Raw genomic sequence first — 25,770 nt, forward strand, 5'->3', positions numbered from 1 at the left:
CCCGTGCCGCGGCCCGGCCGGCCGGCGTGGTGGCGCTCGCCGCGGCACGACCGGCGACGAACCGCCTCCGGATCTCCCCGGCGGCCGAGAGCTCCCCCCGCGCGAACGCCCTGGTGCGGGCGACGGCGTCGCGCGGCCGGTCGTCGCCCGGGGCCTCGGCCTCGAACAGCGGCAGCGCGCGCTCGGCGCAGTCGGCGGCCCACGCGGCGACGGTGCGCCGCTCGGCCTCGGTCATCCCCTGTGCCGTCCCCACCGTCACCGCCACTGGACGGCCTCGATGATCTCGTGCTTGTTCATGCTTCAATGGTGCGGTTGACGCACCTATGTGGACTTCGAGCCGAGGAACCCGATGATCTCGCCGCATAACCGTCCAGAGGTGTTGCTGACCACTGCCGCGCTGGGGCGCCGCGTCGGCTACTCACCGCAGCAGGTGCGCGACCTCGAACGGCTGGGCGTGCTGCCGCCCGCTCCGCGCGGAGCCAACGGGTACCGCCGCTACGGTGCGCGGCACGAGACGGCGCTGCGGGCGTACCGGGAGCTGGCCACGGCGCTCGGACCCGTGCCCGCGCGACAGCTCATGCCCGAGCTGCTCCGGGGTCCCGTGGCGCTCGCCGCGGCGCGCATCGACCGACTGCACGCCGACCTCGCCGCGGAGCGCGACCGCGTCACCGAGGCGCTGCGGGGACTGGAGGTGGCGCTGTCCGAGGCCGACGACGTGTTCGCCGCGGCCGACGCGATGACCATCGCCGAGCTCGCCCCGGCCCTCGGCGTACGGCCGTCGGCCCTGCGGCACTGGGAGCGCGAGGGGCTCGTGCACCCGGTGCGGGGCGCGGCCCCGGCGCGGTCGTACGGGGCGTCCGCGATCACGGAGGCCCGGATCGTCGCGGCGCTCCGGGCGGGCGGGTACGGCATCCCGGTGATCGCGCGGATCCTCGCCCCGGTGCGCTCGCGCGGCGACGTCGCCGAGGTGCGGCAGCTGCTGGCCGCACGGCTGACCGACCTGTCCGGTCGCAGCGTGGCCCTTCTCGGCGCATCCGGGCACCTGCACGCGCTGCTCGTCGACGGTGATTCTCCGCCGTCCGGCGGCAGGACGGCGTCGTCCGACCCCCGTAGGCTGGAGTCATGACCAAGAACATCTGGACCGTCCTCGGCGTGATCCTGGCGATCGTGATCGCGTGGTGGATCGTGAGCGCCCTGTTCTCGGTGCTCTGGTTCATCGCCAAGCTCGCGATCGTCGCGGTCGTCGCCGTCGTGGTGTTCCTCGTGCTGCGGAACCTGTTCGCCCGCGACGCCGACTGACGCCGCTCAGCGCGGGAAGCGCAGCCCGATCAGCTCCTCCGAGAGCGCCCAGCTGCGCGCCGCGTCCTCGGTGCTGCGCAGCGGGCGGTACAGCGGCTGCGCGGCGGGGGCACCGCCCAGATGCCCGGGCCCGCTCGGCCCATACAGGCGCCCCGGTCGCGCGGACGGCGACGTCGCCGCGTACAGGGCGGGCAAGGCGGCGCTGTCCGGTGTGCCGACCACGAGCCCGCGCTGCGACAGCCAGCGGATCAGCCGCACCTCGCGGGTATCGCCGGAGCGGCCGAGCTCGGGGCGTGCCGCCAGCAGGCTCGTCGGTGCCACGCCCGGTTGGGACAGGTTCGACGTGAGGCCCCAGCCGAGCGCACGGCTGCGGCGATCCAGCTCGAGCCCGAACAGGCCGAACGCGATCTTCGACCGCCGGTAGGCGCGCATGGCGTCGTAGGAGCGCTCGCTGTTCGGGTCGTCGAGGTCGAGCGCTCCGCGGGCGGCGGCCACGCTCACCTGCGAGGTCACCCGTGCCTCGCCCGCCCGCAGCAGCGGCAGGAGGTGCGCGACCAGGGCGACGTGCCCCAGATGGTTGGTGCCGTACTGCAGTTCGAACCCGTCGGCCGTGGTCTGCCTGGTCGGCGGCGTCATCACCCCCGCGTTGTTGATCAGCAGGTGCACCGGGCGACCGTCGGCGCGCATCGCCTCGCCGAACGCGGCGACCGAGTCCAGCGACGACAGGTCGAGCGGCAGCAGCTGGACCTCCGCGCCGGGGGCCGTCATGCGGATCGCCGCCGCTGCGGCTTCCCCCTTCGCCGGGTTGCGGACCGGGAGCACCACGTCGGCTCCGGCCACCGCCAGGCGCGTCGCGATACGCAGGCCGATCCCGTCGCTCCCGCCGGTGACGAGTGCGCGGCGGCCGGCGAGAGAGGGGATCGGGAGGTCGGGGGTGCGAGTGCTCATGGTGCTCCTTCGTGTCGCCTCCAGCGTGCGGGCCGGCGTCCGCCGTAACCAGGACTCCCCATGCAGTGGATGCGCCTCGCAGCGGGATGCGAGGATCAGGGCAGCGGCGGGAGGAGCGGACATGGCGATCGACAGGGCGGCGCTCGCCGCGTTCCTGCGGCAGCGGCGCGACAGTCTGCAACCCGAGGATGTCGGGCTCTCCCGCGGGGCGAGACGGCGTACGGAGGGACTGCGGCGCGAGGAGGTCGCGGCGCTCAGCCACATGTCGGCCGACTACTACGCGCGTCTCGAGCGCGGCGACGGGCCGTTGCCCTCGGAGCAGATGCTCGCCGCGATCGCGCAGGGTCTGCACCTCACGGTCGCCGAGCGCGACCACCTGTTCCGCCTCGCCGGTCATCAGCCGCCGTCGCGCGGCGGCGAGAACGACCACGTCAGCCCCGGCATGCTGCGCATCCTCGACCGCCTGAACGACACGCCGGCCGAGATCGTGAGCGAGCTCGGCGAGACGCTGCGGCAGACCCCGCTCGGGGTGGCGCTCACGGGCGAGACGGCGCAGCTCTCCGGGATGGAGCGGAGCCTGGCGTACCGGTGGTTCACCGACCCGTCCGCGCGCGAGCTGTATGCGCCCGACGAGCATCCGTTCCTGTCGCGGCTGTGGGCTTCGGGGCTGCGCGAGGTCGTGGCACGCCGGGGAACGCCGTCGCGGGCGTCGCGCATCGCGGAGTCGCTGCACGCCCGCAGCGCGGAGTTCCGGGAGGTGTGGGACCGGCAGGAGATCGGGCTGCAGCCGCGCGAGACGAAGCACTTCGTGCACCCGAGCGTCGGCGCCCTCGAGCTCACCTGCCAGAGCCTGATCGATCCGGAGCAGTCGCACTTCCTGCTCGTCTACACCGCGACGCCGGGGTCGGAGAGCCACGAGAAGCTGCGGTTGCTGGCGACGCTCGCCCCGCGGCCCCTCCTCGCCTGACGCACCCCCGGGCGTCCGGGCATCGTGGGCGCGACTCAGGCGCGGGCGGCGGCCCCCACGCGGTAGCGCGCTGCGCGGTGGGTGTCCTGCACGCGGTCGCCCTTGCCGTGGAGCTTGTGGCGCAGCGTGCCCGGTGTGTACTCCTCGGGGTAGACGCCGCGCTCGCGCAGCACCGGGATCACGTGGTCGATCACGTCCTGCCACGTGCCGGGGGTCACCGCGTAGGCGAGGTTGAAGCCGTCGATGTCGGTCTGCTCCACCCACGACTGCAGCTCGTCGGCGATCTCCTCGCCGGAGCCGACGACGGTGGGTCCGAGTCCGCCGATCGCGTTGTGCCGCCCGAAGTCGCCCACGGTCCACTCGCGCCCCAGGTCGGCCTCCTCCTTCAGGTGCTGCAGCACCGACTGGATGGCGTTCGACTCCACGTTGCCGACCGGCTCGTCCTCGTCGTACTGCGACAGGTCGACGCCCATCCACCCCGACATGAACGTGAGCGCCCCCTCCGGGCTCGCGTACGACAGGTACTCGGCGTGCTTCGCGGTCGCCTCCTCGCTGGTCGCGGCCGTGATGACCGTGAGCAGCGTGTAGATGCGGGCGTCGTAGCGGTCGCGGCCCGCGGCCTCCAGGGCGTCGCGGATGCGCTTCACCGTGCCGGCGAGCACCTCCTTCGACGGGGCGGCGACGAAGATCGCCTCCGCGTTCTCTGCCGCGAACCGCACTCCGCGGGGGCTCGCGCCGGCCTGGTAGATCACGGGGGTGCGCTGCGGCGACGGTTCCGAGATGTGGATGCCCGGCACCCGGAAGTGCTTCCCCTCGTGGCCGATCGGGTGCACCTTGGCGGGGTCGGTGAAGATGCCGCGCTCACGGTCCTCCACCACGGCGTCGTCCTCCCACGACCCCTCCCACAGCTTGTACAGCACCTCGACGTACTCGTCGGCATGGTCGTAGCGGTCGTCGTGACCGAGCTGGTCCTCCTGGCCCATGTTGCGCGCGGCGCTGGGCAGGTAGCCCGTCACGACGTTCCACCCGACGCGACCCTGCGTCAGATGGTCGAGCGTGCTGAGGCGGCGTGCGAACGGGTAGGGGTGCTCGAACGCGGTACCGGCGGTGATGCCGAAGCCGAGGTGCTCGGTGACCGCGGCCATCGCGCTCACCAGCAGGATCGGGTCGTTCACGGGAACCTGGGCGCCGTTGCGGATGGCCGCCTCGTTCGTGCCGCCGTACACGTCGTAGGTGCCGAGCACGTCGGCGATGAAGATGCCGTCGAACGTCGCGCTCTCCAGCAGCTTCGCCAGGTCGGTCCAGTACGAGAGGGTGTTGTACTGCCGCGAGCGGTCGTCGGGGTGCCGCCACAGCCCGGACGACTGGTGGGCGACGCAGTTCATGTCGAAGGCGTTGAAGCGGATCTGTCGGGTCATGCGACCCATGAAACGCGAACCGCCGTGCCGTGGTCGAGCGCCGCCGACACGCACCGACACATTCGCGAGAGCGGCGGTCAGGCTCAGCGCTCGTAGACGTCTCGGTCAGGCGTCGTCGTCGGGGCGGCGGGGGCTCGGATCGGGCGGGAGGATCTCGATCGGCGCGGCCTCACGCCGCTGCGCCCGCCACCAGATCACGAAGCCGATCGCGGTGAACACCCCGTAGAACAGGTACATCACGCCGGTGGCGTAGTAGCCGGAGCTGAACAGCAGCGGCACGCCGACCACGTCGACCGCGATCCAGATCAGCCAGAACTCCGTCCAGCCCTTCGCCATGCCGTAGGTCGCGAGCAGCGAGCCCACGAACGTCCACGCGTCGGCCCACACCGGCTCCCACGAGCCCAGCGCGCGGAACACCGGCGTGAGGGCGACCGTGCCCACGATCAGCACCAGCACGAGCCCCACGCGCGCCCCTGCCGGAGCCCACCGCGGCACGATGCGACCGCCGTCGGCGTGGCGCCAGCGGACCCAGCCGTACACCGCGACCGCGATGAACATGAGCTGCCGGCCGGCCTGGCCCAGCAGGTGGGGGAGCGACGGGTCGGGGCTGAGCGCCGAGCCGAGGAACACCGTCAGCAGCAGCAGATTGCCGACGATGCCGACCGGCCACGCCCACACCTTGCGACGCATGCCGCCCAGCGCGCTGGCCAGGCCGAACGCGTTGCCGACCACCTCCCGCACCAGCAGGGTCTGCCCGCCCGGCAGCACCCACTGCGACGAGAACACCTCGACGAGCCACTGCAGCGGGTCCATCGGCTCAGGGCTTCGTCGCGAGAGGGGCGTCGGGGGCGGGGCGGTCGTCGAGCGTGAGCTGCAGCATGCTCAGGTCGAGCCAGCGGCCGAACTTCGCCCCCACCTGCGGCATGCGTCCGACCTCGCGGAACCCCAGCTTCTCGTGCAGCGCGATCGAGGCCGCGTTGCCGCTCTCCACACCGCCCATCATCACGTGCACGCCGGCGGCCCTGGCCCGGGCGATGAGCTCGCGCAGGAGCGTGTGGCCGATGCCGCGGCCGCGCTGATCGCCGCGCACGTACACGGAGTGCTCGACCGTGAGGCGGTAGCCGCTGTGCGGGCGCCACTGGGCGTACGACGCGTAGCCGAGCACCCCGGACTCGTCGACCGCCACGATCACGGGGTAGCCGCGGGACACGCGGTCGGCGAGCCAGGCTTCGCGGTCGGCGCGATCGACCGCCACCTCGTTCCAGATGGCCGTGGTGTGCACCACCGCGTCGTTGTGGATCTCGGTGATCGTGTCGAGGTCGGCGTCCTCGGCATCCCTGAGGTGCACGGCTGTCATCGGGTCTCCTGCGTCTGCGCTTCGGGTGCGCATCGCCGACGCTAGCAGGACGCGACGGGGCGGTCGCGCATCCGCGTGGTCCGCCGCGCCCCGGCGGTCAGGCGTGGACGTCGGCGGGCGAGGTCTCGCCCTCGTGGAAGCTCGGCTTCCGGCCGAAGAGCTTCGCGATGCCGAGCACCACGCCGACGATGACCAGCCCGAGCACCAGCCCGGCGATCGCGGAGATGATCGTGTCGACGATCCACACCACGACCCCGCCCAGCGGCTCGAGCGCATGCTCGACCGCGTGCAGCAGATCAGCGGGGGCGTGCAGCCCGACTTCGCCCAGGTTGATCAGCACCAGGTGGCCACCCACCCACAGCATCGCGACCGTGCCGAGCACGCTGATGAAACGGAACACCGCGGGCATCGACCGCACGATCCTGGTGCCCGTGTGCCGCACGCGCTGCACCGGGTTCTTCGCCATCTTCAGGCCGATGTCGTCGATCTTCACCAGCAGCGCGACCACGCCGTAGACCGCGACGGTCATGAGCAGGGCGATCACCGCGAGGATCGCCAGCGTCGACCACACGTCGAGCCCCTTGTCGAGGCTGGCGAGCGAGATGAGCATGATCTCGGTCGAGAGGATGAGGTCGGTGCGGACGGCGCCGAGCACGAGCTTCCGCTCGTCGCGGGCGCCTTCGTCGGCGTGGCCGTGGTGCACCCCGAACCACTCGAGCACCTTCTCGGCGCCCTCGAAGCACAGGTACGAGCCGCCGACGATCAGCAGGTACGGCAGCACCCAGGGCGCGAACGCCGTGAGCAGCAGCGCGATCGGGATGATGATGACGAACTTGTTCACCAGCGAGCCGAGCGCGATCTTCCCGACCACCGGCAGCTCGCGCGCCGGCGTGAGACCCTGCACGTACTGCGGGGTGACGGCGGCGTCATCGATCACGACGCCGGCGGCCTTCGCGGAGGCCTTCATGGCCGCGCTCAGGATGTCGTCGACGACGGCGAGCAGTCCTACGGACATGGGAGTCCTCTTTCCGGTGGGGGGAAGGTCAGACTACCGACTCGGCGGGGTCAGGACCGCGCATCCTCCGCCGTCGCCAGCACGCGCTGCAGCGGCTGGTAGTGCTCGACGACCGCCTGACGGTAGCGCTCGACGTCGCCCGCCCGGGCCGCGGCGAGCATGTCGCCGTGCGCCTTCGCGGTCTGGGTGATGTCGTCCGGCTGGGCGATCCCCAGCTGGGGCAGCACCGCGGTGTGCACGTCCCAGAACGCGCCGACCAGCTGTCCGACCAGGCGGTTGTCGATCGCACCGAACAGCCGCGTGTGGAAGGCCCTGTCCTCCTCGAGGAAGTACTCGCCGCGCTCGGCCTTGTCGACCATCTCGGCCACGAGCTCGTCGAGCTGCGTGTCGGCCTGCTCCTGGGCGGCGGCGACCACGCGCTCCGCCATCGACAGGTCGAGCGCGAGCCGCACCTCGACCACTTCGCGCAACGCCTGCAGCGACCCCTCCGGCGACAGCACGCCGCGGAACACCAGTGCCTCCACCATGGGGTCGAGCGACATCGGCCCGACGTAGGTGCCGTGGCCGTGCCGCACGTCGACGATGTCGAGCGTGGAGAGGGTGCGGATGGCCTCGCGCACGGAGGACCGGGAGACGTCGAGCTCTTCGCACAGCTCGGCCTCGGTGGGCAGCGGGTCGCCGGGGGTCAGGCCGCGGGTGAGGATGAGCTGCTTGATCTGGTCGGCCGTCGTGGCACGGCGCATGCGCGATGCCCTCCCCGTGGTGGACTTCATGGGGCCCCTTCTCCTGCCTGGCGGAAAACGCTCCGATCATCTCACTCTTGTGATCCGGTCGAACGTGTGTTTAGAGTACATCAGACATCAGATGTCCTCAAGATGTCCCCCCTTCACCCTGGAGCACACATGAACCGACACAGCACCCGCCGCCCCGCGGGTCGATTCGCGATGGCGATCGCCGGCACGGTCGCCGCGGCCATCGCGCTCGCCGGCTGCGGCACCGGCGCCGCGAACACCCCGAACGAGAGCCCCGCCGCGAGCGAGATCGACCCCGACGGCATCATCGAGGCCGGGATCTCCTACACGCTCAACGGCAGCTTCGACCCGATGGTCGCGTCCGGCGCCGTCACGGTCTCCGCCAACTGGCACATCTTCGAGGGCCTGATCGACCTCGACCCCGTGACGCAGGAGGCCGCCCCGGCGCTCGCCGCCGACTTCCCCACCAAGGTCGACGACACCACCTACGACATCGACCTCCGCGAAGGCGCCACGTTCCAGAACGGCGACCCCGTCACCGCCGACGACGTCGTCTTCAGCTACCAGCGTGTGCTCGACCCCGCCAACAACTCCCTGTTCCGCTCCTTCGTCGACTTCATCGACACCGTCACCGCCGTCGACGAGGACACCGTCCGCATCACCACCGACTACCCGTTCTCCCTCATCGACGACCGCCTCGGCGTGGTCAAGATCGTCCCGAAGGCCGTGGTCGAGGCCGACCCCGAGGACTTCGGCGCCCACCCGATCGGCTCCGGCCCCTACGCGCTCGTGTCGGCCGTGCCCGAGGACAAGCTCGTGTTCGAGCGCTACGACGACTACAACGGCCCGCGCCCCGCGCTCGCCGCCGGCATGAACTGGAACCTCCTCGCCGACGCCTCCGCCCGCGTCACCGCGATGTCGACCGGCACCGTGCAGGCCATCGAGGACGTGCCCTACATCGACGCCGACGCGCTCGCCGCCTCCGCCGACGTGGAGAGCGTGCAGTCGTTCGGCCTGCTGTTCATGATGTTCAACACGAAGGCCGCGCCGTTCGACGACGTGCGCGTGCGCCAGGCGCTGCACTACGCGCTCGACATGGACACCATCATCGAGACCGGCATGCTCGGCAACGCCACCCCGGCCACGTCGTTCCTGCCCGAGGACTACCCCAACTACCACGAGGCGTCCACGGTCTACACGTACGACCCCGACAAGGCCAAGGAACTGCTCGACGAGGCCGGGGTCTCCGACCTCGCCATCACGCTGCGCATGACCGACACCGGCTGGGTCAAGGAGGTCGCCCCGCTGATCAAGGAGTCGCTCGACGCGATCGGCATCGACACCACCCTCGACATCAGCCAGTCGGCGTCCATGTACGAGAAGATCGACTCCGGCGACTACACGGTCGCCATCGCCCCCGGTGACCCGTCCGTGTTCGGCGTCGACCCCGACCTGCTCCTGAACTGGTGGTACGGCGAGAACGTCTGGACGCAGACCCGCACCGCCTGGGCCGACTCGCCCGAATACGCCGAGCTGCGCACCCTGCTCGACACCGCCGTGACGCAGGAGGGCGACGAGCAGCAGGACACCTGGAACCAGGCGTTCGACCTGATCTCCGACCAGGCCGTGCTGTACCCGCTGTTCCACCGCAAGCTGCCCACCGCCTGGAGCAGCCAGGAGCTCGTCGGCTTCCAGCCCGTGCCCACCACCGGACTGTCGTTCCTCGACGTCGGCGTGGCGGCGAAGTAGCACCGGCCCGACCACGCGGGGGCGCGCTCACCCGAAGAGAGCGCCCCCGCCACCCCCACCCCACCCGGAAGGAGCGGCACGTGTCCACCACGCTCCGCCTCGTCGGACGGCGACTACTGCAGCTGCCGCTGATGATCCTCGGCATCACGTTCCTGGTCTTCTTCGTGATGTCGTTCTCGCCCGTCGACCCGGCGCGCACCGCGCTCGGCGAGACCGCGTCTCCCGAAGCCCTCGAGGCCTACCGCGAAGAGCACGGACTGAACCTTCCGCTGTTCGTGCGCTACGTGAACTTCCTGTTCGGCCTCGTGCAGGGCGACCTCGGCACCTACTCCGCGCGCAGCCTCCCTGTGATCGACGAGGTGGCCCGTGCCTTCCCCGTCACGCTCGCGCTCACCTTCCTCGGCCTGCTGATCGCCGTGATCGTCGCGTTCGTGATCGGCGTGCTCGCCGCCGTCTACCGCGACCGCTGGCCCGACCAGGTGATCCGCGTGTTCGGTGTCGCCGCGCTCTCCACGCCGTCGTTCTGGCTCGCGATCCTGCTCATCCAGCTGTTCACGCTGGGCCTCGGACTGCTGCCCGCCTCCGGACCCCTGCCCGACTTCTGGACCGACCCGTCCGGCTGGCTCGCCCGCATGACCCTCCCTGCCGTGGCGCTCGCCGTGCCCGTGATCGGACAGCTGTCCCGCGTGGTGCGCACCTCGATGGTGGAGGAGCTCGACCGCGACTACGTGCGCACCGCGCTCGGCGCCGGCATCCCGCGCGTGATCGTGGTGGGCCGCAACGTGCTGCGCAACGCCCTCATCACCCCGGTCACGGTGCTCGGCCTGCGCATCGGCTACCTGCTCGGCGGCGCCGTGGTGATCGAGATCATCTTCGCGATCCCCGGCATGGGCACCCTGATCCTCAACGGCGTCACCAACAACGAACCGAACCTCGTGCAGGGAGTGACGCTCGCGGTCGCCCTCGCGTTCGTCGTGATCAACATCATCGTCGACCTCCTGTACGTGCTCATCAATCCTCGAATCCGGGCGGTGTGACATGCGACGCAGACTCACGGAACGACTCTCCGTCCCCGGCCTCCGCTGGGGCCGGCTCTCCCTCGGCTCGATCATCTGCCTCACCGTGCTCGCGCTCATCGCGCTCGCCGCGATCCTGGCGCCGCTGATCTCGCCGTACGACCCGCTCGCCTCCGGCACGCCCGTGCAGGCCCCCGGTCCCGAGCACTGGTTCGGCACCGACAGGCAGGGGCGCGACATCTTCTCCCGCCTGGTCTACGGCGCCCGCTACTCGCTCGTGATCGGCCTCGGCGCCACGCTCGTCGCGCTGGCCGTCGCATGCGTGCTCGGCACGATCGCCGCGACCGCCCCGCGGTGGATCTCCGAGACCCTGATGCGCGTCATGGACGTGATCATGTCGTTCCCCGGCATCGCGCTGGCCGCCGTGTTCGTGGCGGTGTTCGGCAAGTCGCTGCCCGTGCTCGTGCTGACCATCGCGTTCCTCTACGTGCCGCAGCTCACCCGCATCGTGCGCGCCAACATCCTCGACCAGTACGGCGAGGACTACGTCTCGGCGGTGCGGGTGATGGGAGCGGGCACCCCGCGCATCATCGTGCGGCACGTCGCCCGCAACGCCATGGCCCCCGTGCTCGTGTTCGCCACGGTGCTGGTCGCCGACGCGATCGTGTTCGAGGCGTCGCTGTCGTTCCTGCAGGCCGGGGTGCCCGACCCCGAGCCGTCGTGGGGCAACGTGATCGCCGCCGGCCGCAACCTGCTGATGAGCGGCGCGTGGTGGGCGACCTTCTTCCCCGGCATCCTCATCATGATCACGGTGCTGTGCCTCAACATCCTGTCCGAGGGCATGACCGACGCGATGGTGTCGCCGCGCGCCCGCAAGGTGACCGCCGACGCCGCCAACACCGAGGAGTCGACGCAGGAGCTGGAGGCCGCGGCCGCCCCCGACGACACGCACGTGATCGCCACGGTCGACACGGCCGTGAACCTCTCCGTGCCCAGCGGCGTGCCCGACGTGCTGGTGCCCACCGCGGAGGCCGTGCCTCTCGCCGAGCGCCTGGCCCAGCTGCGGGAGCGCGAGCTCAGCCGCACCGACCGGCTCGAGTACACCGGAGACGCGGCGCCGCTGCTGGAGGTTCAGGACTTGTGCATCTCGTTCCCGCGCCACGGTGACGTCGACGTGGTCGACCACGTCAGCTTCACGGTGCGCCCGGGCGAGACCATGTCGCTCGTGGGCGAGTCGGGCTGCGGCAAGTCCATCACCTCGCTTGCGATCATGGGGCTGCTCGACCCGAAGGCCGACATCCGCGGCCGCATCCTGTTCGACGGCAGGGACCTGTTGCAGCTCTCCCCGAAGGAGCGCAACGCCCTCCGCGGGCACGACATCGCGATGGTGTACCAGGACGCCCTGAGCTCCCTGAACCCGGCGATGCTGATCCGCTCGCAGCTGAAGCAGCTCACCTCACGCGGCGGCACCCGCACGGCCCAGGAGCTGCTGGAGCTGGTGGGCCTCGACCCGCAGCGCACGCTCGCCTCCTACCCGCACGAACTGTCGGGCGGCCAGCGGCAGCGCGTGCTGATCGCGATGGCCCTGACCCGCGACCCGCGCCTCGTGATCGCGGACGAGCCCACCACGGCGCTCGACGTGACCGTGCAGGCGCAGGTGGTCGAGCTGCTGATGCGGTTGCAGCGGGAGCTCGGGTTCGCGCTCGTGTTCGTCTCGCACGACCTCGCCCTGGTCGCCGAGCTGTCGCACCGCATCACCGTGATGTACGCGGGACAGGTGGTCGAGCAGGGGACGACGCGCGAGGTGCTGACGCAGCCCGTGCACGAGTACACGCAGGGGCTGCTCGGGGCCGTGCTGTCGATCGAGGCCGGATCCGACCGGCTGCACCAGGTGTCCGGCGTGGTGCCGTCTCCGCGCGACTTCCCCGCGGGCGACCGCTTCGCCCCGCGCTCGTCCGACCCGGCGCGCTACGCGGGCGTCGAGCCCGTGCGCCGTCGCATCGAGGGCACAGAGCACTACTACTCCGCGCATCCCGACGATGCGCCCGTCGAGGCGATCGGAGCAGGACGATGAGCGAGCCCGTCATCCAGCTGCAGGACGTGCACGTCCGCTACAAGACCAGGGCGTCGTCGCTGTTCCGCCCCCGCTACGTCGATGCGCTCGACGGCGTCTCCCTCACGGTGCGCCGCGGGCAGACGCTCGGCATCGTGGGCGAGTCCGGCTCCGGCAAGTCGACATCCGCGAAGGTGCTCATCGGCCTGGAGAAGCCCACGAGCGGGCAGGTCGTGTTCGGCGGGGAGCCCGTGCGGTCCTTCACGCCCGCCGTGCGAAAGCGCCTCGGACGCATCCTGTCGGTGGTGTTCCAGGACCCGGCGACCGCGCTCAACGCCCGCATGACCGTGCGCGACGCGCTGCTCGACCCGCTGCAGGTGCACCGCCTCGGCACGGCCGCCAGCCGGTCGCGGAAGGTGCGCGACCTGATCGGCCTGGTCGGGCTGCCCGCGTCCGCGCTCGACGCCCTGCCCAGCCAGCTCTCCGGCGGGCAGCGGCAGCGCGTAGCGATCGCCCGGGCGCTCGTGCTCGACCCGCAGGTGATCGTCGCGGACGAGCCCACCTCGGCGCTCGACGTGTCGGTGCGCGCGCAGATCCTCAACCTCCTGACCGACCTGAAGGAGCAGCTCGGCCTTGGGATGGTTTTCATCTCGCACGACATCCAGACCGTCCGCTACCTGTCCGACGAGATCGCCGTCATGAACCGGGGCAGGGTCGTCGAGTTCGGCGACGCGGCCCGCGTGTTCGACGACCCCGCCGACGACTACACCAGAACGCTGCTGGGCGCTGCGCCCTCGCTGCTCGACCCCCACCACTGAAACGACCGGAACCGCCATGCCCTCTGCCTCCACCGCCCCTTCGTTCTCGGGCGTCGTCCCGCCCGTCGCCACCCCGCTCCTCCCGGACGGCACGATCGACCACGCCTCGCTGGGCCGCCTGGTCGACCGCCTGATCGGCGAGGGCGTGTCCGGGCTGTTCGCGCTCGGCTCGACCGGCGAGACCGCCTACTTCACCGACGACCAGCGCGTCGCGCTGCTGCGCACGATCGTCGCCGCGAACGCCGGCCGCGTGCCCGTGATCGCCGGAGCCATCGAGCTGACCGCCCCGCGCATCATCCAGACCGCCCGCCGCCTGGTCGAGGCGGGGGCGCAGGCGATCGTCACCACGGCACCCCTGTACACGCTGAACTCGGCCGCCGAGATCGCCGACCACTTCCGCACCATCGCCGCCGCGATCGACGCGCCGCTGTGGGCGTACGACGTGCCGGTGCGCGTGCACACCAAGCTCGGCGTCGACCTGCTCGTGCAGCTCGGCAGCGAGGGCGTGATCCAGGGCGTCAAGGACTCCTCGGGCGACGACGTGTCGTTCCGCCGCCTGGTCGCCGCGAACGAGGCCGCCGGGCGGCCGCTGCAGCTGCTCACCGGGCACGAGGTCGTGGTCGACGCGATGGCGCTCGTCGGGGCCGCCGGGGTCGTGCCGGGGCTCGCGAACGTCGAGGCTGCGGGCTACGTGCGGCTGTGGGACGCCGCGCAGCGGGGCGACTGGACCGCAGCGCGCACCGAGCAGGAGCGCATCAACCGCCTGTTCGACATCGTGTTCCAGCCGCGCGGACTCTCCGGCGACGCCACCGGGGTCGGCGCGTTCAAGGCCGCCATGCACGCCCGCGGCATCATCGACCACGCCACCATGGCCGACACGGTGCAGACGCTCGACGCCGGCGCGGTCGCCGCGATCCGCGCCATCCTCGACGAGCTCGGCCTGCTCCCGGTCGCGGTGTGATGCCCGAGGTCGTCCTCGCCGTCGACATCGGGGGCACCAAGACCGCCGCGGCGCTGGCCGACCGCTCCGACGTGCTGCTGCGCACCGAGGTGGCCGCGACCCCCGCCGCCGACGGACCCGCCGCGGTCGTGGCGACCGTGGCGGCACTGGCCGAGCGGCTGCTGCCCGCCGGTGCGACGTTTGCGGGTGTCGGGATCGGCACGGCCGGGGTCGTGAACGCGGCCACCGGCACCATCGTGTCGGCCACCGACACGTTCGCGGACTGGCCGGGCACGCCGCTCGCCGCCCTGGTGCGCACGGCCCTGGGGTCGCGGCTGCGTCCCGCGGCACCGGTCGCGGTGCAGAACGACGTGGACGCCCATGCCGCGGGGGAGTACCGGCACGGGGCGGCCGCCGGCGCCGCGAGCGCCCTGGTGGTCGCGGTCGGCACCGGGGTCGGGGCCGGCCTGATCCTCGACGGCCGCCCGGCCCGCGGCGCCCACCACGTGGCGGGCGAGATCGCGCACGTGCCGACCCCCGGGGCCGAGCACCTGCGCTGCCCGTGCGGACGTCGCGGACACCTGGAGGCCATCGGCTCCGGTCTCGGCCTGCACCGCCACTACCTGTCGCTCGGCGGCGACCCCGGGCTGCGCGACGCCAGGGCCGTGGCCGCCGCCGCGACCGCGGAAGACCGGCTGGCCCTGCGCGCGCTCGAGGACTCCGCCGCCGCGGTCGGCCGGGCACTCGCGGGGGCCGCCGCGCTGCTCGACCCCGAGCGTGTCGTGGTGACCGGCGGCGTGCCGAACATCGGCGAGCCGTGGTGGGGCCCGATGCGCGCGGCCTACCGCGCCGAAGCGATCGACGCCCTGCAGTCCACACCGATCCTGCCGGGTGCGCTCGGCGACGACGCCCCGCTGCGAGGAGCAGCCGCATCCGCCTGGAGGACCCCATGAGATTCACCGACACCATCGACCGCCTGCGCGGCGGCCTCATCGTCTCGTGCCAGGCGTACCCCGGTGAGGCCATGCGCGACCCCCGCACGATGGCGCAGGTCGCCGCCGCGGCCCTCGTCGGCGGTGCCATCGGCATCCGGGTGCAGGGTCTCGACGACATCCGCGCGGTCGCCGAGCTGCCGGTGCCCGTCGTGGGCCTGTGGAAGGACGGCGACGCCGACGTCTTCATCACCCCCACGCTGGAGCACGCGAAGGCCGTGGCCGACGCGGGAGCCGACATCGTGGCGATCGACGGCACGCGGCGACCGCGCCCAGACGGCCGGACGCTCGCCGAGACCGTCGCCGGGATCCGCGCGCACACCGACGCGCTCATCATGGCCGACTGCGGTTCGCTCGACGACGCGGTCGCCGCCGAGGCCGCCGGTGCCGACATCCTCGGCACCACCCTGTCGGGCTACACGGGCGAGCGGCCGAAGACCGACGGGCCCGACCTGGAGCTGATCGGCCTCATCGCGGAGCGCTGCACGCGCCCGATCGTGGCCGAGGGGCGCATCCACACCCCGGACCACGCGGCGGCGGCGATCGCGGCGGGCGCGCTCGCGGTGTGCGTCGGCACCGCGATCACCCACCCGGCCACCATCACGTCGTGGTTCGCGGACGCCCTCGCGCGCACGCACGCATGACCGCGCCGATCCTCGTCAGCGCGTACCCGCTGTCCCCGGCGCATGCGCGGTGGGACCCGGCGCTGGAGGCCGAGCTGCTGCCGGTGCTGTGCGCGCTCCCCGGGGTCGCCGGGCTCGAGGTGCCGTGGACGGGCGGCCTGCACCCGCACGACGACGCCTGGTTCCTCGCGCACGTGCCCGCCGTGCCGCTCGCGGTCACCCCCGTGCCGTTCGTGATGCGCCGCGTGGCGGACGACCCCCGCTACGGCCTGGCGTCGTCCGACCCCGAGGGCCGTGCGGCCGCGGTCGCCGACCTGCGCCGCGTGGCCGCCGACGTCGCACGGCTCCGCAGCGAGAGCGCGGCCGAGGTCGCCGTGGTCACGCTGCACACCGCGCCGCGCGGCACCGGTGCGGTCGAGCCGCTGGCCCGGTCGCTGGCCGAGGTCGCCGCACTCGACTGGTCGGGCGCGCGACTGGTGATCGAGCACTGCGACGCGCACGTGCCCGGCCGGACGCCCGAGAAGGGGTTCCTGCCGCTCGCGGCCGAGGTCGCCGCGATCCGGGCGGCCGCGGTGCCCGTGGGGCTGTGGCTGAACTGGGGCCGCTCCGCGATCGAGCTGCGCGACGCCGACGCCGTCACGGCACAGATCGCCGAAGCCGCCGCGTCCGGGCTGCTGGCCGGGCTCGCGCTCTCCGGGGCGGCCGCGGTGGCGAGTCCCTACGGCTACCCGTGGATCGACGCGCACCTGCCGTTTGCGGAGACCCACCCGGAGTCGCGGTCGCTGCTCGACGCGGCACACGTCGCGGCGGCACTGGCGGCGGCGGGCGACGTCGAGTGGCTCGGCCTCAAGGTCGCCCGACGCCCCGAGGACACGACCGCCGCGGAGGTGCGGCGCACGGCCGAGCGCCACCTCGCCGTGCTGCGCGCCGCCTGAGCCGGGCGAAACTCACAGGCCGCTCCCAGCCCCGCGGGACCAAAACCGCCCCGCCCCTGGTTCTCCTCTATGACGCCGCAGCCAGCGGCGTCGGACAAAGGAGCCACTCATGTCGAACGACTACGGCAAGACCCCCGAGGCGGTCAGCGCCCTGACGAACCTGCAGTACGAGGTGACGCAGCAGGACGCCACCGAGCCGCCCTTCCGCAACGCCTACTGGAACAACCACGAGGACGGCATCTACGTCGACGTGGTCTCCGGTCAGCCGTTGTTCTCCTCGACCGACAAGTACGACAGCGGCACCGGCTGGCCGAGCTTCACCCGCCCGATCGACGAGGCCGCGGTGACCACCAAGACCGACCGCACGCTGTGGATGACCCGCACCGAGGCGCGGTCCTCCGGGGCCGACAGCCACCTGGGCCACGTGTTCGACGACGGTCCGGCGGCCGAGGGCGGGCTGCGCTACTGCATGAACTCCGCGGCCCTGCGCTTCATCCCGGCTGACAGGCTGGAGGAGGAGGGGTACGGTCGCTACAGCCGCCTCTTCACCGAGACCCCCGACACCCGCACCCCCGACACCGCTGAGGAGCAGTCATGACCGACACCGGAACCATCACCCGTACGCCCGGAACCGAGACCGCCGTGCTCGCCGGCGGTTGTTTCTGGGGCATGGAAGACCTCATCCGCCGCCAGCCCGGCGTGCTCGACACCCGGGTGGGCTACACGGGCGGTGAGAACGACCACGCCACCTACCGCAACCACCCCGGCCACGCGGAGGCCGTCGAGATCGTGTTCGACCCGACGCAGACGACCTACCGCGACATCCTCGCGTTCTTCTTCCAGATCCACGACCCGTCCACCCTGAACCGTCAGGGCAACGACATCGGCTCGAGCTACCGTTCCGCGATCTTCCCGCTCACTCCCGAGCAGGAGCAGGTCGCCCGCGACACGATCGCCGACGTCGACGCCTCCGGGCTGTGGCCGGGCAAGGCGGTCACCACGATCGAGCCGGCCGGCCCGTTCTGGGAGGCCGAGGAGGAGCACCAGGACTACCTGATCAAGTACCCCAACGGCTACACGTGCCACTTCCCGCGTGCGGGCTGGGTGCTGCCGAAGCGCGAGGACGCCGCGGCGAGCTGACGCTCAGCCCTCGGCGAAGAAGGCGAGCGCGGCTTCCTTGAAGTCGCGCGAGCCCGGCGCGTTGAAGTGATGCCGGTTCGGGAGTTCCACGAACCGGCCGTCGGGGGCCGCGGACGCCAGCGCCCGCGAGCCCTCGATGATCGCGTCCTTCGACCCGGTCGCGAACAGGATCGGCCGGGAGGGCGCCTGGGCCGGGTCGGGGTCGATCGTTCCCGAGGTGCGCAGGCCCTCGGCCAGGGCCACGAGTGCCCGCAGGTCGTTGCCGGGCACGCGCTCGGTCAGCGCGATGTAGTTCTGCGTCGTCCGGTCGGACACCGGTGTTCCGTCGGCCAGGTACGCGCGCACCTCGTCGAGGTCGAGCCGGGCCAGCGGGATCCCGTCCGGGACGCCCCCGAGCACGGCCCGCCCGATGCGGTGCGGCAGCTCGCGCACGACCTCCCACCCCACGCGCGCCCCGAGCGAGTAGCCGAGGTAGAACGCGTCGTCGACGAGATACGTGTCCATCACGGTCTCCAGGTCGGTCGCCAGCGTGCGGATCGCATACGCGGCGGCCTCGTGGGGCTTCTCGCTCTGGCCGTGTCCGCGCTGGTCGAGCGCCAGCACGCGGTACCCCGCCGCCGTGAGCTCGCGCACCCAGCCGGTGAGCACCCAGTTGTCGCGCGCGCTCGACGCGAAGCCGTGCACGGCCACCACGACCGGGGCGTCGAGCTCCCCCCACGTGTAGGTCGCCAGGCGCGTGCCGTCGGGGGCGTACACGTGCTGCGGGGCGGGCATCGCGGTCAGGTCGGAGAGGGGAACGGCCACCCCACCATCCTCCCCCCTCCGGCAGCCGCCGGGCCGGAACACGACGAACCCCCTCCTGCGGGCACAGTGCAGGAGGGGGCGTCTCGTCGGGGTCCCCGCCGACGGGGCCCCTCCCCGGATGACGGAGGGAGGGGCCCCGAGCCGTTCAGACCCGGTCGCGGAGCGCGGCGCCGAGCTCGGCGTCCACGTTCGTCCAGTACTGGAAGAAGCGCTCGCGGATCGCGTCGATCGTGATCGAGCGGCCCTGGCCGGTCAGCGTCTCGAGGAAGCGGGCGCGCTGCTCCCCGTCGAACACCTCGCGGTACAGCGTGCCGGCCTGACCGAAGTCGTCGTCCTCGGCGTGCAGCGTGGCGGCCGCGCGGGTGAGCTCGCCGTCGGCTGCCCAGTTCGCCTCGGCACCCTTCACCGGGTCGGCCTCGGGGCCGCCCGCGGGGCCGAAGGAGTTCGGCTGGTAGGTGCGGTGGGCGGCGTCGTTGTACTGGTACCGCATGGAGCCCTCGTGCTGGTAGTTGCGCACCTCGGCGGCGTGCGGCTGGTTGACCGGCAGCTGGTTGTAGTTCGCGCCGATGCGGTGACGCTGCGCGTCGGGGTACGCGAAGATGCGGCCCATCAGCATCTTGTCGGGCGAGATGCCCGTGCCCGGCACCTGGTTGCCCGGGGCGAAGCCGGCCTGCTCGATCTGGGCGAAGAAGTTCTCCGGGTTGCGGTTCAGGGTCAGCGTGCCGACCTTGATGCGCGGGTAGTCCTTCTTGGAGATCGTCTTGGTCAGGTCGAACGGGTTGAAGCGGTAGTCCTTCGCCTCCTCGTACGGCATGACCTGGATGTAGAGGTCCCACTTCGGGAAGTCGCCGCGGGCGATCGACTCGAACAGGTCGCGGCGGTAGTGGTCGGCGTCGGTGCCGGCGAGCTTCTCGGCCTCCTCCGGGCTCATCGCCTCGACCCCCTGGTGCGCGAGGAAGTGGTACTTCACCCAGAACAGCTCGCCCGCCGCGTTGACCCACGCGTACGTGTGCGATCCGTAGCCGTTCATGTGCCGCCAGCTGCGGGGGAGGCCGCGGTCGCCCATGAGGTAGGTCACCTGGTGGGCGGACTCGGGCGACAGGGTCCAGAAGTCCCACTGCATGTCGGCGTCGCGCAGACCTGAGTCGCCGAGGCGCTTCTGCGAGTGGATGAAGTCGGGGAACTTCATGGCGTCGCGGAGGAAGAACGTGGGGGTGTTGTTGCCGACGATGTCGAGGTTGCCCTCGGTCGTGTAGAAGCGCAGCGAGAAGCCGCGCACGTCGCGCCAGGTGTCGGGCGATCCCTGCTCGCCCGCGACCGAGGAGAAGCGGAGCAGCGTCTCGGACGTGGCGCCCGGCTGGAACACGGCCGCCTTGGTGTACTGCGACACGTCTTCCGTGACGACGAACTCACCGAACGCGCCGCCGCCCTTGGCGTGGGGGTTGCGCTCCGGCACGCGCTCGCGGTTGAACGACGCGAGCTTCTCCACCAGGTGGTGGTCGTGCAGCACGGTGGGGCCGTCGGCGCCGACCGTGAGGGAGTGGGTGTCGCTCGCGATGGGCGTTCCCGTCTGCGTGGTGGTGGCCGGACGGTTCGACCCGGTGGGGTTCGACATGGTGTTCTCCTTCTGCGCGCGGGCACGCCGAACGACGCCGTCGGGGGACGGCGGTCGGGGGTGGGCCTACGCGGCGTTCTGGCAACTGGGGCACAGGCCCCAGAAGGTGACTTCGGCTGTCTGGACGGTGAATCCCCCCGTGGACGACGGGGTGAGACACGGCGCTTCGCCGACGACGCAGTCCACGTCGCCGATCGCACCGCAGGAGGTGCAGACGACGTGGTGGTGGTTGTCGCCGATGCGCCGTTCGTAGAGCGCCGCGGAGCCTGCCGGTTCGATCCGGCGGATGAGCCCCGCCGTCGTCAGGTCCGCGAGGATGTTGTGCACCGACTGGATCGACGTGGTCGGCAGCGACTCGGAGACCGCGCGGTAGACGCGCTCCGCATCCGTATGGGCCATGGAGCCGAGAGCCTCGAGAACGGCGACGCGGCCCGCGGTCGCACGCAGCCCGGCGCCTCTCAGCGCCGAGTCGAGGTCTGTCTCCATGCCCCCGACTCTACACGCTGTTTTGAGTGATTCAAAAAGACTGTGCTCGCCCGGCGTGGCGTCCGCGTCAGCTCCGGGTGATGGTGAAGCCCCCGCCGCGCACCCGCACCCGGCCGCCCGGAGTGCCGTTACCCCGAGCGGCACCCGTGCCGTCGTAGGCCGTACCGCCGCCCGGTGCCAGGGGCGCCACGCGCTGCTGTTCCGCGGTGGCGTTGGCGTAGAGCACCGCGGCGCCGCCCGTGGTCGCATACACCGCCGTGGTCACGCGCGGCTGGATCACGAGCGCGTCCAGGCGCAGGTCGCCGCGGCTCGTGCAGCGCACGGTCACGGGGCCGTCCGGCAGTCCGCCGCCGAGCAGCTGCGGCACGAGCATGCCGTCGGCCTCGGTCAGTCCGCGGTCACCCGCGCCGCCCGCGGGGGTCTCGGTGCTCCACAGCAGCCGGCCGCCGCGACGCACCTCCCACACCGCCATGCCGGACTCCCCGGCCTGCCGCCACACCAGGCCGTGCAGCACCCCGCCCGGCTCGGTCACGTCGAACTCCACCGACTCGCCCGGCGGCACCCGGACGAACGCGCCTGCGGAGAGGTTGCCCTCGCCCGTCCACGCGCCGCCCTCGGGCCGTTCGACCGTGCACCCCGCGGAGAGGCGGGCGCTCTCGGCGTCGACCGCCCGCAGCCCGTCGAACGACGACAACCCCGTGATCGAGGTCGCGAGCCGCGCCACGTCGGGGTTCTCGTCGAGCAGCAGCATCGTGAGCAGGCCGTGGATGGTCGACTCCGCGCCGGAGTTGCGGTTCACGCGGCCGTCGGTCTCCACCCCGTCGAAGGTCACGCCGGTTGCCGGGTCGTAGACCGGCACCCCGGCCGTGTTCGCGCCGAAGAACCAGCCCGCCGCGAGACCGGCGATCGCGCGCAGCCCCTCGCCACCCGACGCTGATGCCGCCAGCGCGCCGGCCACACGCCCGTGCGCGCCGTACGCGATCTGCGCCTCGGCGGGCAGCGGCGCCCACGCGTTGTGCGGGCCGCCCGAGGTCAGCACCTGCGGCGTGAACCGGCCGGCGTCGGCCACGGCCTTCGCCGCGAGGTCCCCGCGCCGCAGCACCGCTCCCGCCCGCGCCAGGGCCTCCGGGGCCGCGGCGCCCCACGCGTGCCAGAACCCGAGCGAGCCCGTCCACGGCAGCACCGCGCCGAACGGCCAGGCGCCGGGGTCGGTCGCCATCGCGGCCACCCCCTCCGCGTAGGTCTGGAGCGCCGCACGACTGCGGGTGTCTCCGGCCTCTGCGGCGGCGGCGAGCCCGAGCATAGCCTCGGCCGTGGCGTCCGCGCCGCCCGCGATGAGCCAGGCGGGCAGGTCGCGGCCGTCGCTGCGCACCCACTGGCCCGCCCGACCGAGCGACTCGCGCTGCAGGGCGTCCAGGCCCAGGTGCAGCCGGGCGCGCAGGAACTCCGCGAACGCCGGATCCTCCCGGCGGAACGCCGCCCACCCCTCGCCGAACGCCCACACCGTGCGGGCCAGCCAGTACGACTCGGCCGAATCCGACGGGTCGGGCAGTTCCACGGGGATCGCGCTCGGCGTGAGCGTGCCGTCCTCCTGCTGCCACAGCACCACGCGGCCGGCGTTCGGGCCGGACGCGGTCTGCAGGAACGCGAGGGAGCGCAGCACGTCGCGGGCGTCGTCGCGGCTCTGCGGGTCGCCCGTGGCGCGCCAGTCGCGGAGGAACACGACCGCCGCGCGGGCGATGTCGTCGGCGTTGAACGCCCCCTGCGACCAGTACCCCGTGGCGGCATCGCGCGTACCGCCGCCGACCGGACGGTAGCCGCCCGCTCCGTCGGTGTCGGCGTACGTCCACGGCGCCCGCACGAGCGGACGCTCCGCGATGCCCTCCGTGGTGTGGGTGTCGCTCGCGGCGACGGGCACCTCGGCCAGCAGGAACCGCAGGTGCGCCAGATTGGTCAGCCGCTGGCCCCGTGCCGCGGCGGAGAGCCCGATGGTCCCGGTCGTCCCGGTCTGCGCCGTCGCGGGATCCGCGGGAAGCAGCGCGAGCGCCGAGGCGGTGGCGGCGAGCGTCAGGAACGTGCGGCGCGTGGTCTCCACGACCTCACCCCTCTCGGCCCTCGGTGTCGCGGAGCGCACGGCCCCACGGCTCGGCGGGGTCGTGGATCGCCACGGCCAGGGTCGTGTCGGACTGCCCGTAGTACGCGAACCACTTGCCGCGGAACTTCACCAGTCCCTCCACGAAGGTCACGTTCGACACCAGGCCGTGCAGGTCCTCGAAGCTCTGCGGGCGCAGCCACGGCTCCTGCATGCGGGCGATCACCTTCGTGGGCTCGTCGGGGTCGATCGCGATCTGCCCGCAGCGGTAGTCCACGTCGACCGTGCCGTCGTCGTGCACGGTGCGCGTGGCGCCGTTGGTCAGCATCACCAGCAGCCCGTTGTCGGTGACGACGGGTGAGGTGCCGATCTCCACCAGGGCCTCGTCCCACGTGCCCGGCGTGGGCGTGTACATCGGCTCGGTGTCCGGCGTGCCGGGCGTCCAGTGGATCAGGTCGTCGCTCGTGGCCCAGTAGATGCCGCCCTCGCCGAAGTACATCCACCACTTCCCGTGCAGCTTCTTCGGCACGATCACCCCGGCCTTCGACCAGTTGAAGCCGCGCGGGTCCATGGTCTTGAACGTGTCGAAGTCGTCGAACAGCGGCCCGTGCCTGGTCCACGTGCGCAGGTCGGTCGAGGTGGCCAGGCACAGCTGGGCGCTGCGCCGGTCCCACCCGGTGTAGGTGAGGTAGTAGGTGCCGTCGATCAGCGCGATGCGCGGATCCTCGCAGCCGTAACGCTCGTAGTCCTCGACGGGGGAGAGGATGGGGGCGTCCTCCCGCGTGAACGTGACGCCGTCGCGTGAGCGGGCCAGGCCGATGTGCGACACGATGTCGTCGGCGTGCGCGCGATACAGCAGCAGCACCTCGTCGCCGTCCACGAGCGCCGCCGGGTTGTACAGGTTGGCCGACTCCCAGCTGTCGCCGCGCGGACGGAGGATGGGGTTCCCCTCGTACGGGGTGAACGGACCGAGGGGGAAGGATGCTCCGGTGAACATGGATGCCCTTTCTGATTAGCCCTTGACGGCGGCACCGAGGTCGGTGGCCCGGAAGAAGCGCTGGAAGACGATGAACAGGATCACGACGGGGAAGGCCAGCGCGGTGGCACCGGCGAGGATCGCCCCGTTCGGGTTGGCGGTGGACTGCGCCACGTTGGAGATGTAGTTGGCGAGCGACACCGCGAGCGGCTGCAGCGAGGCGTCCTTCGTGATGAGGAACGGCCACAGGAACTCGTTCCACGGCCCGATGAAGGTGACCAGCACGACCGTCACCAGCACGGGCCGGATCAGCGGGATGGCCACCGAGGTGAGCAGGCGGATCTCGCCCGCCCCGTCGATCCGCGCCGCCTCGAAGATCTCGACCGGCAGCGCCTTGAAGAACTGCACGAAGATGAACACCGCGGTCGTGTTGATCAGGAACGGCAGGATCATCCCGAGGTACGAGTCGCCCAGGCCGTAGCTGCGCGTGATCTGCACGTACAGCGGGATCATCAGCAACTGGAACGGCACCATCTGCACCAGCAGCATCAGCACCCAGATCACGCCGCGCCCGCGGAAGTCGAGGCGCGCGATCGCGTACCCGGCGAGGAGCCCGAACACGACCGTGCCGAGCAGCACCCCGAGCGTGAAGATCATCGAGTTCACGAGCGAGCCGACCAGGTCGATGCGGGAGTCGATCGCGACGAAGTTGTCGATCGTCCACCCGCCCGTGGGGATCAGCTGGCTGGGCGAGTTCGTGGGGTTCTCCTGGAACGCGCCGACCAGCATGAAGTAGAACGGGAACGCGAACCCGATCGCCGCGATCGTCAGCGCGATCAGGCTCAGGATGCGGGGAAGTCTTCTCGTGCGGCGCATCATCGCTCCCTCGTCGCGCGGTTGGCGGCCAGCGACAGCATCCCCACGAGCACCACCAGGATCATGCCGATCGCGGCGGCGGTATCGGGGTTCTGCTGCTGGATGCCCAGCTGGTAGATCAGCAGCACGGGCGTGGTGGAGGCGCCGTCCGGGCCGCCGCCGTTGGTGAGCAGGTACGGCTCGGTGAAGAGGTTGGCGCCGGTGATGATCGAGAGGATCAGCACGAGCGTGGTGGCGCTGCGCACCCCCGGCACGGTCACGTTCCAGAACCGCGCGAGCGCGCCGGCGCCGTCGGTCTCCGCCGACTCGTACAGCTCCTTCGGCACGTTCTGCAGTGCCGCCAGGTACAGCAGGATGTAGAACCCGAGCTGCTTCCAGGTGACGTAGAGCGCGATCATCGGCATGGCCAGCCCGCTGTTCACGAGCCACGACGGGTCGGGCGCGAGCGGCCCGAGGATGGTGTTGACCAGCCCGTTGCCGGAGAACAGCAGCATCCACACGCCCACCAGCGACACGCTCGCGGTGAGGTACGGCACGTAGAAGGCCACGCGGTAGGCGGCCACCCAGCGGATGCCCGTGTTCAGGGCGGCCGCGAGCACGAGGGCCAGCACCGCCGTGAGAGGCACGTTGATCGCCAGGAACACGAGCGTGTTGCGGAACGCCCCGAGCACGCGCGGGTCGGTGAGCACCGTGACGAAGTTGTCGAAGCCGACGAACGGCCGCTCGACCTCCGCGCCCGGTGCGGTGAAGAAGTAGTCGTGGAAGGCGATGTAGACGGCGAACGCGAGCGGATACGCGAAGATCGCGATCACGAACACGAGGTACGGCAGCGCGAAGAGGCCGCCGATCGGCTGCGCACCCAGCCACCGGGTGCGCAGCCGTCGGTTGTCGGTCATCAC

General features: G+C 71.8%; 27 protein-coding genes. 13 read left to right on the plus strand and 14 right to left on the minus strand.

Annotation, left to right across the window (positions count from 1 at the left end; all coding sequences use genetic code 11):
• Positions 1–235 (minus strand): putative immunity protein (locus tag KE274_RS05615; RefSeq protein ID WP_368856134.1); only part of this gene is annotated, 235 nt, incomplete at its 3' end.
• 141 nt (positions 236–376) lie between these two features.
• Between KE274_RS05615 and KE274_RS05620 the strand changes: the two genes are divergently transcribed.
• Positions 377–1,126 (plus strand): MerR family transcriptional regulator, encoded by a 750-nt coding sequence (locus tag KE274_RS05620; protein WP_307872156.1) that lies wholly within the window; start codon positions 377–379, stop codon positions 1,124–1,126.
• Positions 1,123–1,299: a hypothetical protein gene (locus tag KE274_RS05625; protein ID WP_211541726.1), complete on the plus strand. Its 177-nt coding sequence runs from the start codon at positions 1,123–1,125 to the stop codon at positions 1,297–1,299. Before KE274_RS05620 ends, KE274_RS05625 begins: the two co-directional genes overlap by 4 nt.
• Positions 1,300–1,305: 6 nt before the next feature.
• Here the strand turns inward: KE274_RS05625 and KE274_RS05630 are convergent, their stop codons facing one another.
• On the minus strand, positions 1,306–2,247 hold the full coding sequence (locus tag KE274_RS05630; RefSeq protein ID WP_211541728.1) for an SDR family oxidoreductase: 942 nt from the start codon (positions 2,245–2,247) through the stop codon (positions 1,306–1,308).
• A 121-nt stretch (positions 2,248–2,368) separates the two neighbouring features.
• Between KE274_RS05630 and KE274_RS05635 the strand changes: the two genes are divergently transcribed.
• Entirely contained in the window at positions 2,369–3,214 is an 846-nt protein-coding gene (locus tag KE274_RS05635; protein WP_211541730.1) for a helix-turn-helix transcriptional regulator, read from the plus strand.
• Between the two features lie 35 nt (positions 3,215–3,249).
• Here KE274_RS05635 and KE274_RS05640 read toward each other — a convergent pair whose 3' ends face one another.
• The 5 genes from KE274_RS05640 to KE274_RS05660 all read right to left on the minus strand — a co-directional run bounded on the left by KE274_RS05640 (position 3,250) and on the right by KE274_RS05660 (position 7,777).
• Positions 3,250–4,632: an LLM class flavin-dependent oxidoreductase gene (locus KE274_RS05640; RefSeq protein WP_211541731.1), complete on the minus strand. Its 1,383-nt coding sequence runs from the start codon at positions 4,630–4,632 to the stop codon at positions 3,250–3,252.
• Positions 4,633–4,737: 105 nt separating this feature from the next.
• The gene (gene pnuC, locus KE274_RS05645) at positions 4,738–5,445 is read right to left on the minus strand and encodes a nicotinamide riboside transporter PnuC (RefSeq protein ID WP_211541733.1); all 708 of its coding nucleotides are present in this window, start codon (positions 5,443–5,445) and stop codon (positions 4,738–4,740) included.
• Positions 5,446–5,449: 4 nt separating this feature from the next.
• Complete coding sequence (locus tag KE274_RS05650; RefSeq protein ID WP_211541735.1) at positions 5,450–5,989, minus strand: GNAT family N-acetyltransferase; 540 nt, start codon at positions 5,987–5,989, stop codon at positions 5,450–5,452.
• A 97-nt stretch (positions 5,990–6,086) separates the two neighbouring features.
• Positions 6,087–7,004, minus strand: coding sequence for a DUF808 domain-containing protein (locus KE274_RS05655; protein ID WP_211541737.1), 918 nt, complete (start codon positions 7,002–7,004; stop codon positions 6,087–6,089).
• A gap of 50 nt (positions 7,005–7,054) precedes the next feature.
• On the minus strand, positions 7,055–7,777 hold the full coding sequence (locus tag KE274_RS05660) for a FadR/GntR family transcriptional regulator (RefSeq protein ID WP_249186110.1): 723 nt from the start codon (positions 7,775–7,777) through the stop codon (positions 7,055–7,057).
• A 129-nt stretch (positions 7,778–7,906) separates the two neighbouring features.
• Between KE274_RS05660 and KE274_RS05665 the strand changes: the two genes are divergently transcribed.
• The 10 genes from KE274_RS05665 to msrA all read left to right on the plus strand — a co-directional run bounded on the left by KE274_RS05665 (position 7,907) and on the right by msrA (position 18,022).
• Positions 7,907–9,505 (plus strand): ABC transporter substrate-binding protein, encoded by a 1,599-nt coding sequence (locus KE274_RS05665; protein ID WP_211541738.1) that lies wholly within the window; start codon positions 7,907–7,909, stop codon positions 9,503–9,505.
• Between the two features lie 80 nt (positions 9,506–9,585).
• A complete protein-coding gene (locus tag KE274_RS05670; RefSeq protein ID WP_307872157.1) occupies positions 9,586–10,542 on the plus strand; it encodes an ABC transporter permease in 957 nt (318 codons plus the stop codon).
• Position 10,543: 1 nt separating this feature from the next.
• Positions 10,544–12,595, plus strand: a complete 2,052-nt coding sequence (locus KE274_RS05675; RefSeq protein WP_211541740.1) for a dipeptide/oligopeptide/nickel ABC transporter permease/ATP-binding protein — start codon at positions 10,544–10,546, stop codon at positions 12,593–12,595.
• The gene (locus KE274_RS05680; protein WP_211541742.1) at positions 12,592–13,392 is read left to right on the plus strand and encodes an ABC transporter ATP-binding protein; all 801 of its coding nucleotides are present in this window, start codon (positions 12,592–12,594) and stop codon (positions 13,390–13,392) included. The genes KE274_RS05675 and KE274_RS05680 overlap by 4 nt, the downstream gene beginning before the upstream one ends.
• 16 nt (positions 13,393–13,408) lie before the next feature.
• A complete protein-coding gene (locus KE274_RS05685; RefSeq protein ID WP_211541744.1) occupies positions 13,409–14,353 on the plus strand; it encodes a dihydrodipicolinate synthase family protein in 945 nt (314 codons plus the stop codon).
• Positions 14,353–15,285: an ROK family protein gene (locus KE274_RS05690; protein WP_211541746.1), complete on the plus strand. Its 933-nt coding sequence runs from the start codon at positions 14,353–14,355 to the stop codon at positions 15,283–15,285. The genes KE274_RS05685 and KE274_RS05690 overlap by 1 nt, the downstream gene beginning before the upstream one ends.
• The gene (locus tag KE274_RS05695; protein ID WP_211541747.1) at positions 15,282–15,968 is read left to right on the plus strand and encodes an N-acetylmannosamine-6-phosphate 2-epimerase; all 687 of its coding nucleotides are present in this window, start codon (positions 15,282–15,284) and stop codon (positions 15,966–15,968) included. The genes KE274_RS05690 and KE274_RS05695 overlap by 4 nt, the downstream gene beginning before the upstream one ends.
• Positions 15,965–16,882 (plus strand): DUF4862 family protein, encoded by a 918-nt coding sequence (locus tag KE274_RS05700; RefSeq protein WP_211541749.1) that lies wholly within the window; start codon positions 15,965–15,967, stop codon positions 16,880–16,882. Before KE274_RS05695 ends, KE274_RS05700 begins: the two co-directional genes overlap by 4 nt.
• A 109-nt stretch (positions 16,883–16,991) precedes the next feature.
• The gene (gene msrB, locus KE274_RS05705; protein ID WP_211541751.1) at positions 16,992–17,480 is read left to right on the plus strand and encodes a peptide-methionine (R)-S-oxide reductase MsrB; all 489 of its coding nucleotides are present in this window, start codon (positions 16,992–16,994) and stop codon (positions 17,478–17,480) included.
• Entirely contained in the window at positions 17,477–18,022 is a 546-nt protein-coding gene (gene msrA / locus KE274_RS05710) for a peptide-methionine (S)-S-oxide reductase MsrA (RefSeq protein WP_211541753.1), read from the plus strand. The genes msrB and msrA overlap by 4 nt, the downstream gene beginning before the upstream one ends.
• 3 nt (positions 18,023–18,025) lie before the next feature.
• On the opposite strand, the gene KE274_RS05715 is transcribed toward msrA, so the two are convergent.
• The 7 genes from KE274_RS05715 to KE274_RS05745 all read right to left on the minus strand — a co-directional run bounded on the left by KE274_RS05715 (position 18,026) and on the right by KE274_RS05745 (position 25,767).
• Positions 18,026–18,826 (minus strand): alpha/beta fold hydrolase, encoded by an 801-nt coding sequence (locus tag KE274_RS05715; protein ID WP_211541755.1) that lies wholly within the window; start codon positions 18,824–18,826, stop codon positions 18,026–18,028.
• 145 nt (positions 18,827–18,971) lie between these two features.
• A complete protein-coding gene (locus tag KE274_RS05720) occupies positions 18,972–20,441 on the minus strand; it encodes a catalase (protein ID WP_211541757.1) in 1,470 nt (489 codons plus the stop codon).
• A gap of 66 nt (positions 20,442–20,507) precedes the next feature.
• On the minus strand, positions 20,508–20,927 hold the full coding sequence (locus KE274_RS05725; RefSeq protein WP_136028563.1) for a Fur family transcriptional regulator: 420 nt from the start codon (positions 20,925–20,927) through the stop codon (positions 20,508–20,510).
• A gap of 67 nt (positions 20,928–20,994) precedes the next feature.
• The gene (locus KE274_RS05730) at positions 20,995–23,022 is read right to left on the minus strand and encodes a hypothetical protein (protein ID WP_307872159.1); all 2,028 of its coding nucleotides are present in this window, start codon (positions 23,020–23,022) and stop codon (positions 20,995–20,997) included.
• A gap of 4 nt (positions 23,023–23,026) precedes the next feature.
• A complete protein-coding gene (locus KE274_RS05735) occupies positions 23,027–24,016 on the minus strand; it encodes a glycoside hydrolase family 130 protein (protein ID WP_211541761.1) in 990 nt (329 codons plus the stop codon).
• Between the two features lie 15 nt (positions 24,017–24,031).
• The gene (locus tag KE274_RS05740; RefSeq protein WP_211541763.1) at positions 24,032–24,874 is read right to left on the minus strand and encodes a carbohydrate ABC transporter permease; all 843 of its coding nucleotides are present in this window, start codon (positions 24,872–24,874) and stop codon (positions 24,032–24,034) included.
• Positions 24,871–25,767 carry a carbohydrate ABC transporter permease gene (locus KE274_RS05745; RefSeq protein WP_211541765.1) on the minus strand — a complete coding sequence of 299 codons (897 nt, stop codon included), beginning with the start codon at positions 25,765–25,767 and terminating at the stop codon, positions 24,871–24,873. The genes KE274_RS05740 and KE274_RS05745 overlap by 4 nt, the downstream gene beginning before the upstream one ends.
• Between the last annotated feature and the right edge of the window lie 3 nt (positions 25,768–25,770).

Origin of the sequence: Microbacterium paraoxydans (genome assembly GCF_018224615.1) — a bacterium.
Classification (GTDB): domain Bacteria; phylum Actinomycetota; class Actinomycetes; order Actinomycetales; family Microbacteriaceae; genus Microbacterium; species Microbacterium paraoxydans_B.

Excerpts from the sequence above, each read along its gene's own strand:
- KE274_RS05655 (WP_211541737.1), bottom strand. The coding sequence starts at position 7,004 with ATGTCCGTAGGACTGCTCGCCGTCGTCGACGACATCCTGAGCGCGGCC.
- msrA (WP_211541753.1), top strand. The coding sequence starts at position 17,477 with ATGACCGACACCGGAACCATCACCCGTACGCCCGGAACCGAGACCGCC.
- KE274_RS05740 (WP_211541763.1), bottom strand. The coding sequence starts at position 24,874 with ATGATGCGCCGCACGAGAAGACTTCCCCGCATCCTGAGCCTGATCGCG.
- KE274_RS05660 (WP_249186110.1), bottom strand. The coding sequence starts at position 7,777 with ATGAAGTCCACCACGGGGAGGGCATCGCGCATGCGCCGTGCCACGACG.
- KE274_RS05635 (WP_211541730.1), top strand. The coding sequence starts at position 2,369 with ATGGCGATCGACAGGGCGGCGCTCGCCGCGTTCCTGCGGCAGCGGCGC.
- KE274_RS05685 (WP_211541744.1), top strand. The coding sequence starts at position 13,409 with ATGCCCTCTGCCTCCACCGCCCCTTCGTTCTCGGGCGTCGTCCCGCCC.
- KE274_RS05640 (WP_211541731.1), bottom strand. The coding sequence starts at position 4,632 with ATGACCCGACAGATCCGCTTCAACGCCTTCGACATGAACTGCGTCGCC.
- KE274_RS05745 (WP_211541765.1), bottom strand. The coding sequence starts at position 25,767 with ATGACCGACAACCGACGGCTGCGCACCCGGTGGCTGGGTGCGCAGCCG.
- KE274_RS05690 (WP_211541746.1), top strand. The coding sequence starts at position 14,353 with ATGCCCGAGGTCGTCCTCGCCGTCGACATCGGGGGCACCAAGACCGCC.
- KE274_RS05680 (WP_211541742.1), top strand. The coding sequence starts at position 12,592 with ATGAGCGAGCCCGTCATCCAGCTGCAGGACGTGCACGTCCGCTACAAG.
- KE274_RS05650 (WP_211541735.1), bottom strand. The coding sequence starts at position 5,989 with ATGACAGCCGTGCACCTCAGGGATGCCGAGGACGCCGACCTCGACACG.
- pnuC (WP_211541733.1), bottom strand. The coding sequence starts at position 5,445 with ATGGACCCGCTGCAGTGGCTCGTCGAGGTGTTCTCGTCGCAGTGGGTG.
- msrB (WP_211541751.1), top strand. The coding sequence starts at position 16,992 with ATGTCGAACGACTACGGCAAGACCCCCGAGGCGGTCAGCGCCCTGACG.
- KE274_RS05675 (WP_211541740.1), top strand. The coding sequence starts at position 10,544 with ATGCGACGCAGACTCACGGAACGACTCTCCGTCCCCGGCCTCCGCTGG.
- KE274_RS05630 (WP_211541728.1), bottom strand. The coding sequence starts at position 2,247 with ATGAGCACTCGCACCCCCGACCTCCCGATCCCCTCTCTCGCCGGCCGC.
- KE274_RS05665 (WP_211541738.1), top strand. The coding sequence starts at position 7,907 with ATGAACCGACACAGCACCCGCCGCCCCGCGGGTCGATTCGCGATGGCG.
- KE274_RS05625 (WP_211541726.1), top strand. The coding sequence starts at position 1,123 with ATGACCAAGAACATCTGGACCGTCCTCGGCGTGATCCTGGCGATCGTG.
- KE274_RS05695 (WP_211541747.1), top strand. The coding sequence starts at position 15,282 with ATGAGATTCACCGACACCATCGACCGCCTGCGCGGCGGCCTCATCGTC.
- KE274_RS05725 (WP_136028563.1), bottom strand. The coding sequence starts at position 20,927 with ATGGAGACAGACCTCGACTCGGCGCTGAGAGGCGCCGGGCTGCGTGCG.
- KE274_RS05700 (WP_211541749.1), top strand. The coding sequence starts at position 15,965 with ATGACCGCGCCGATCCTCGTCAGCGCGTACCCGCTGTCCCCGGCGCAT.
- KE274_RS05735 (WP_211541761.1), bottom strand. The coding sequence starts at position 24,016 with ATGTTCACCGGAGCATCCTTCCCCCTCGGTCCGTTCACCCCGTACGAG.
- KE274_RS05720 (WP_211541757.1), bottom strand. The coding sequence starts at position 20,441 with ATGTCGAACCCCACCGGGTCGAACCGTCCGGCCACCACCACGCAGACG.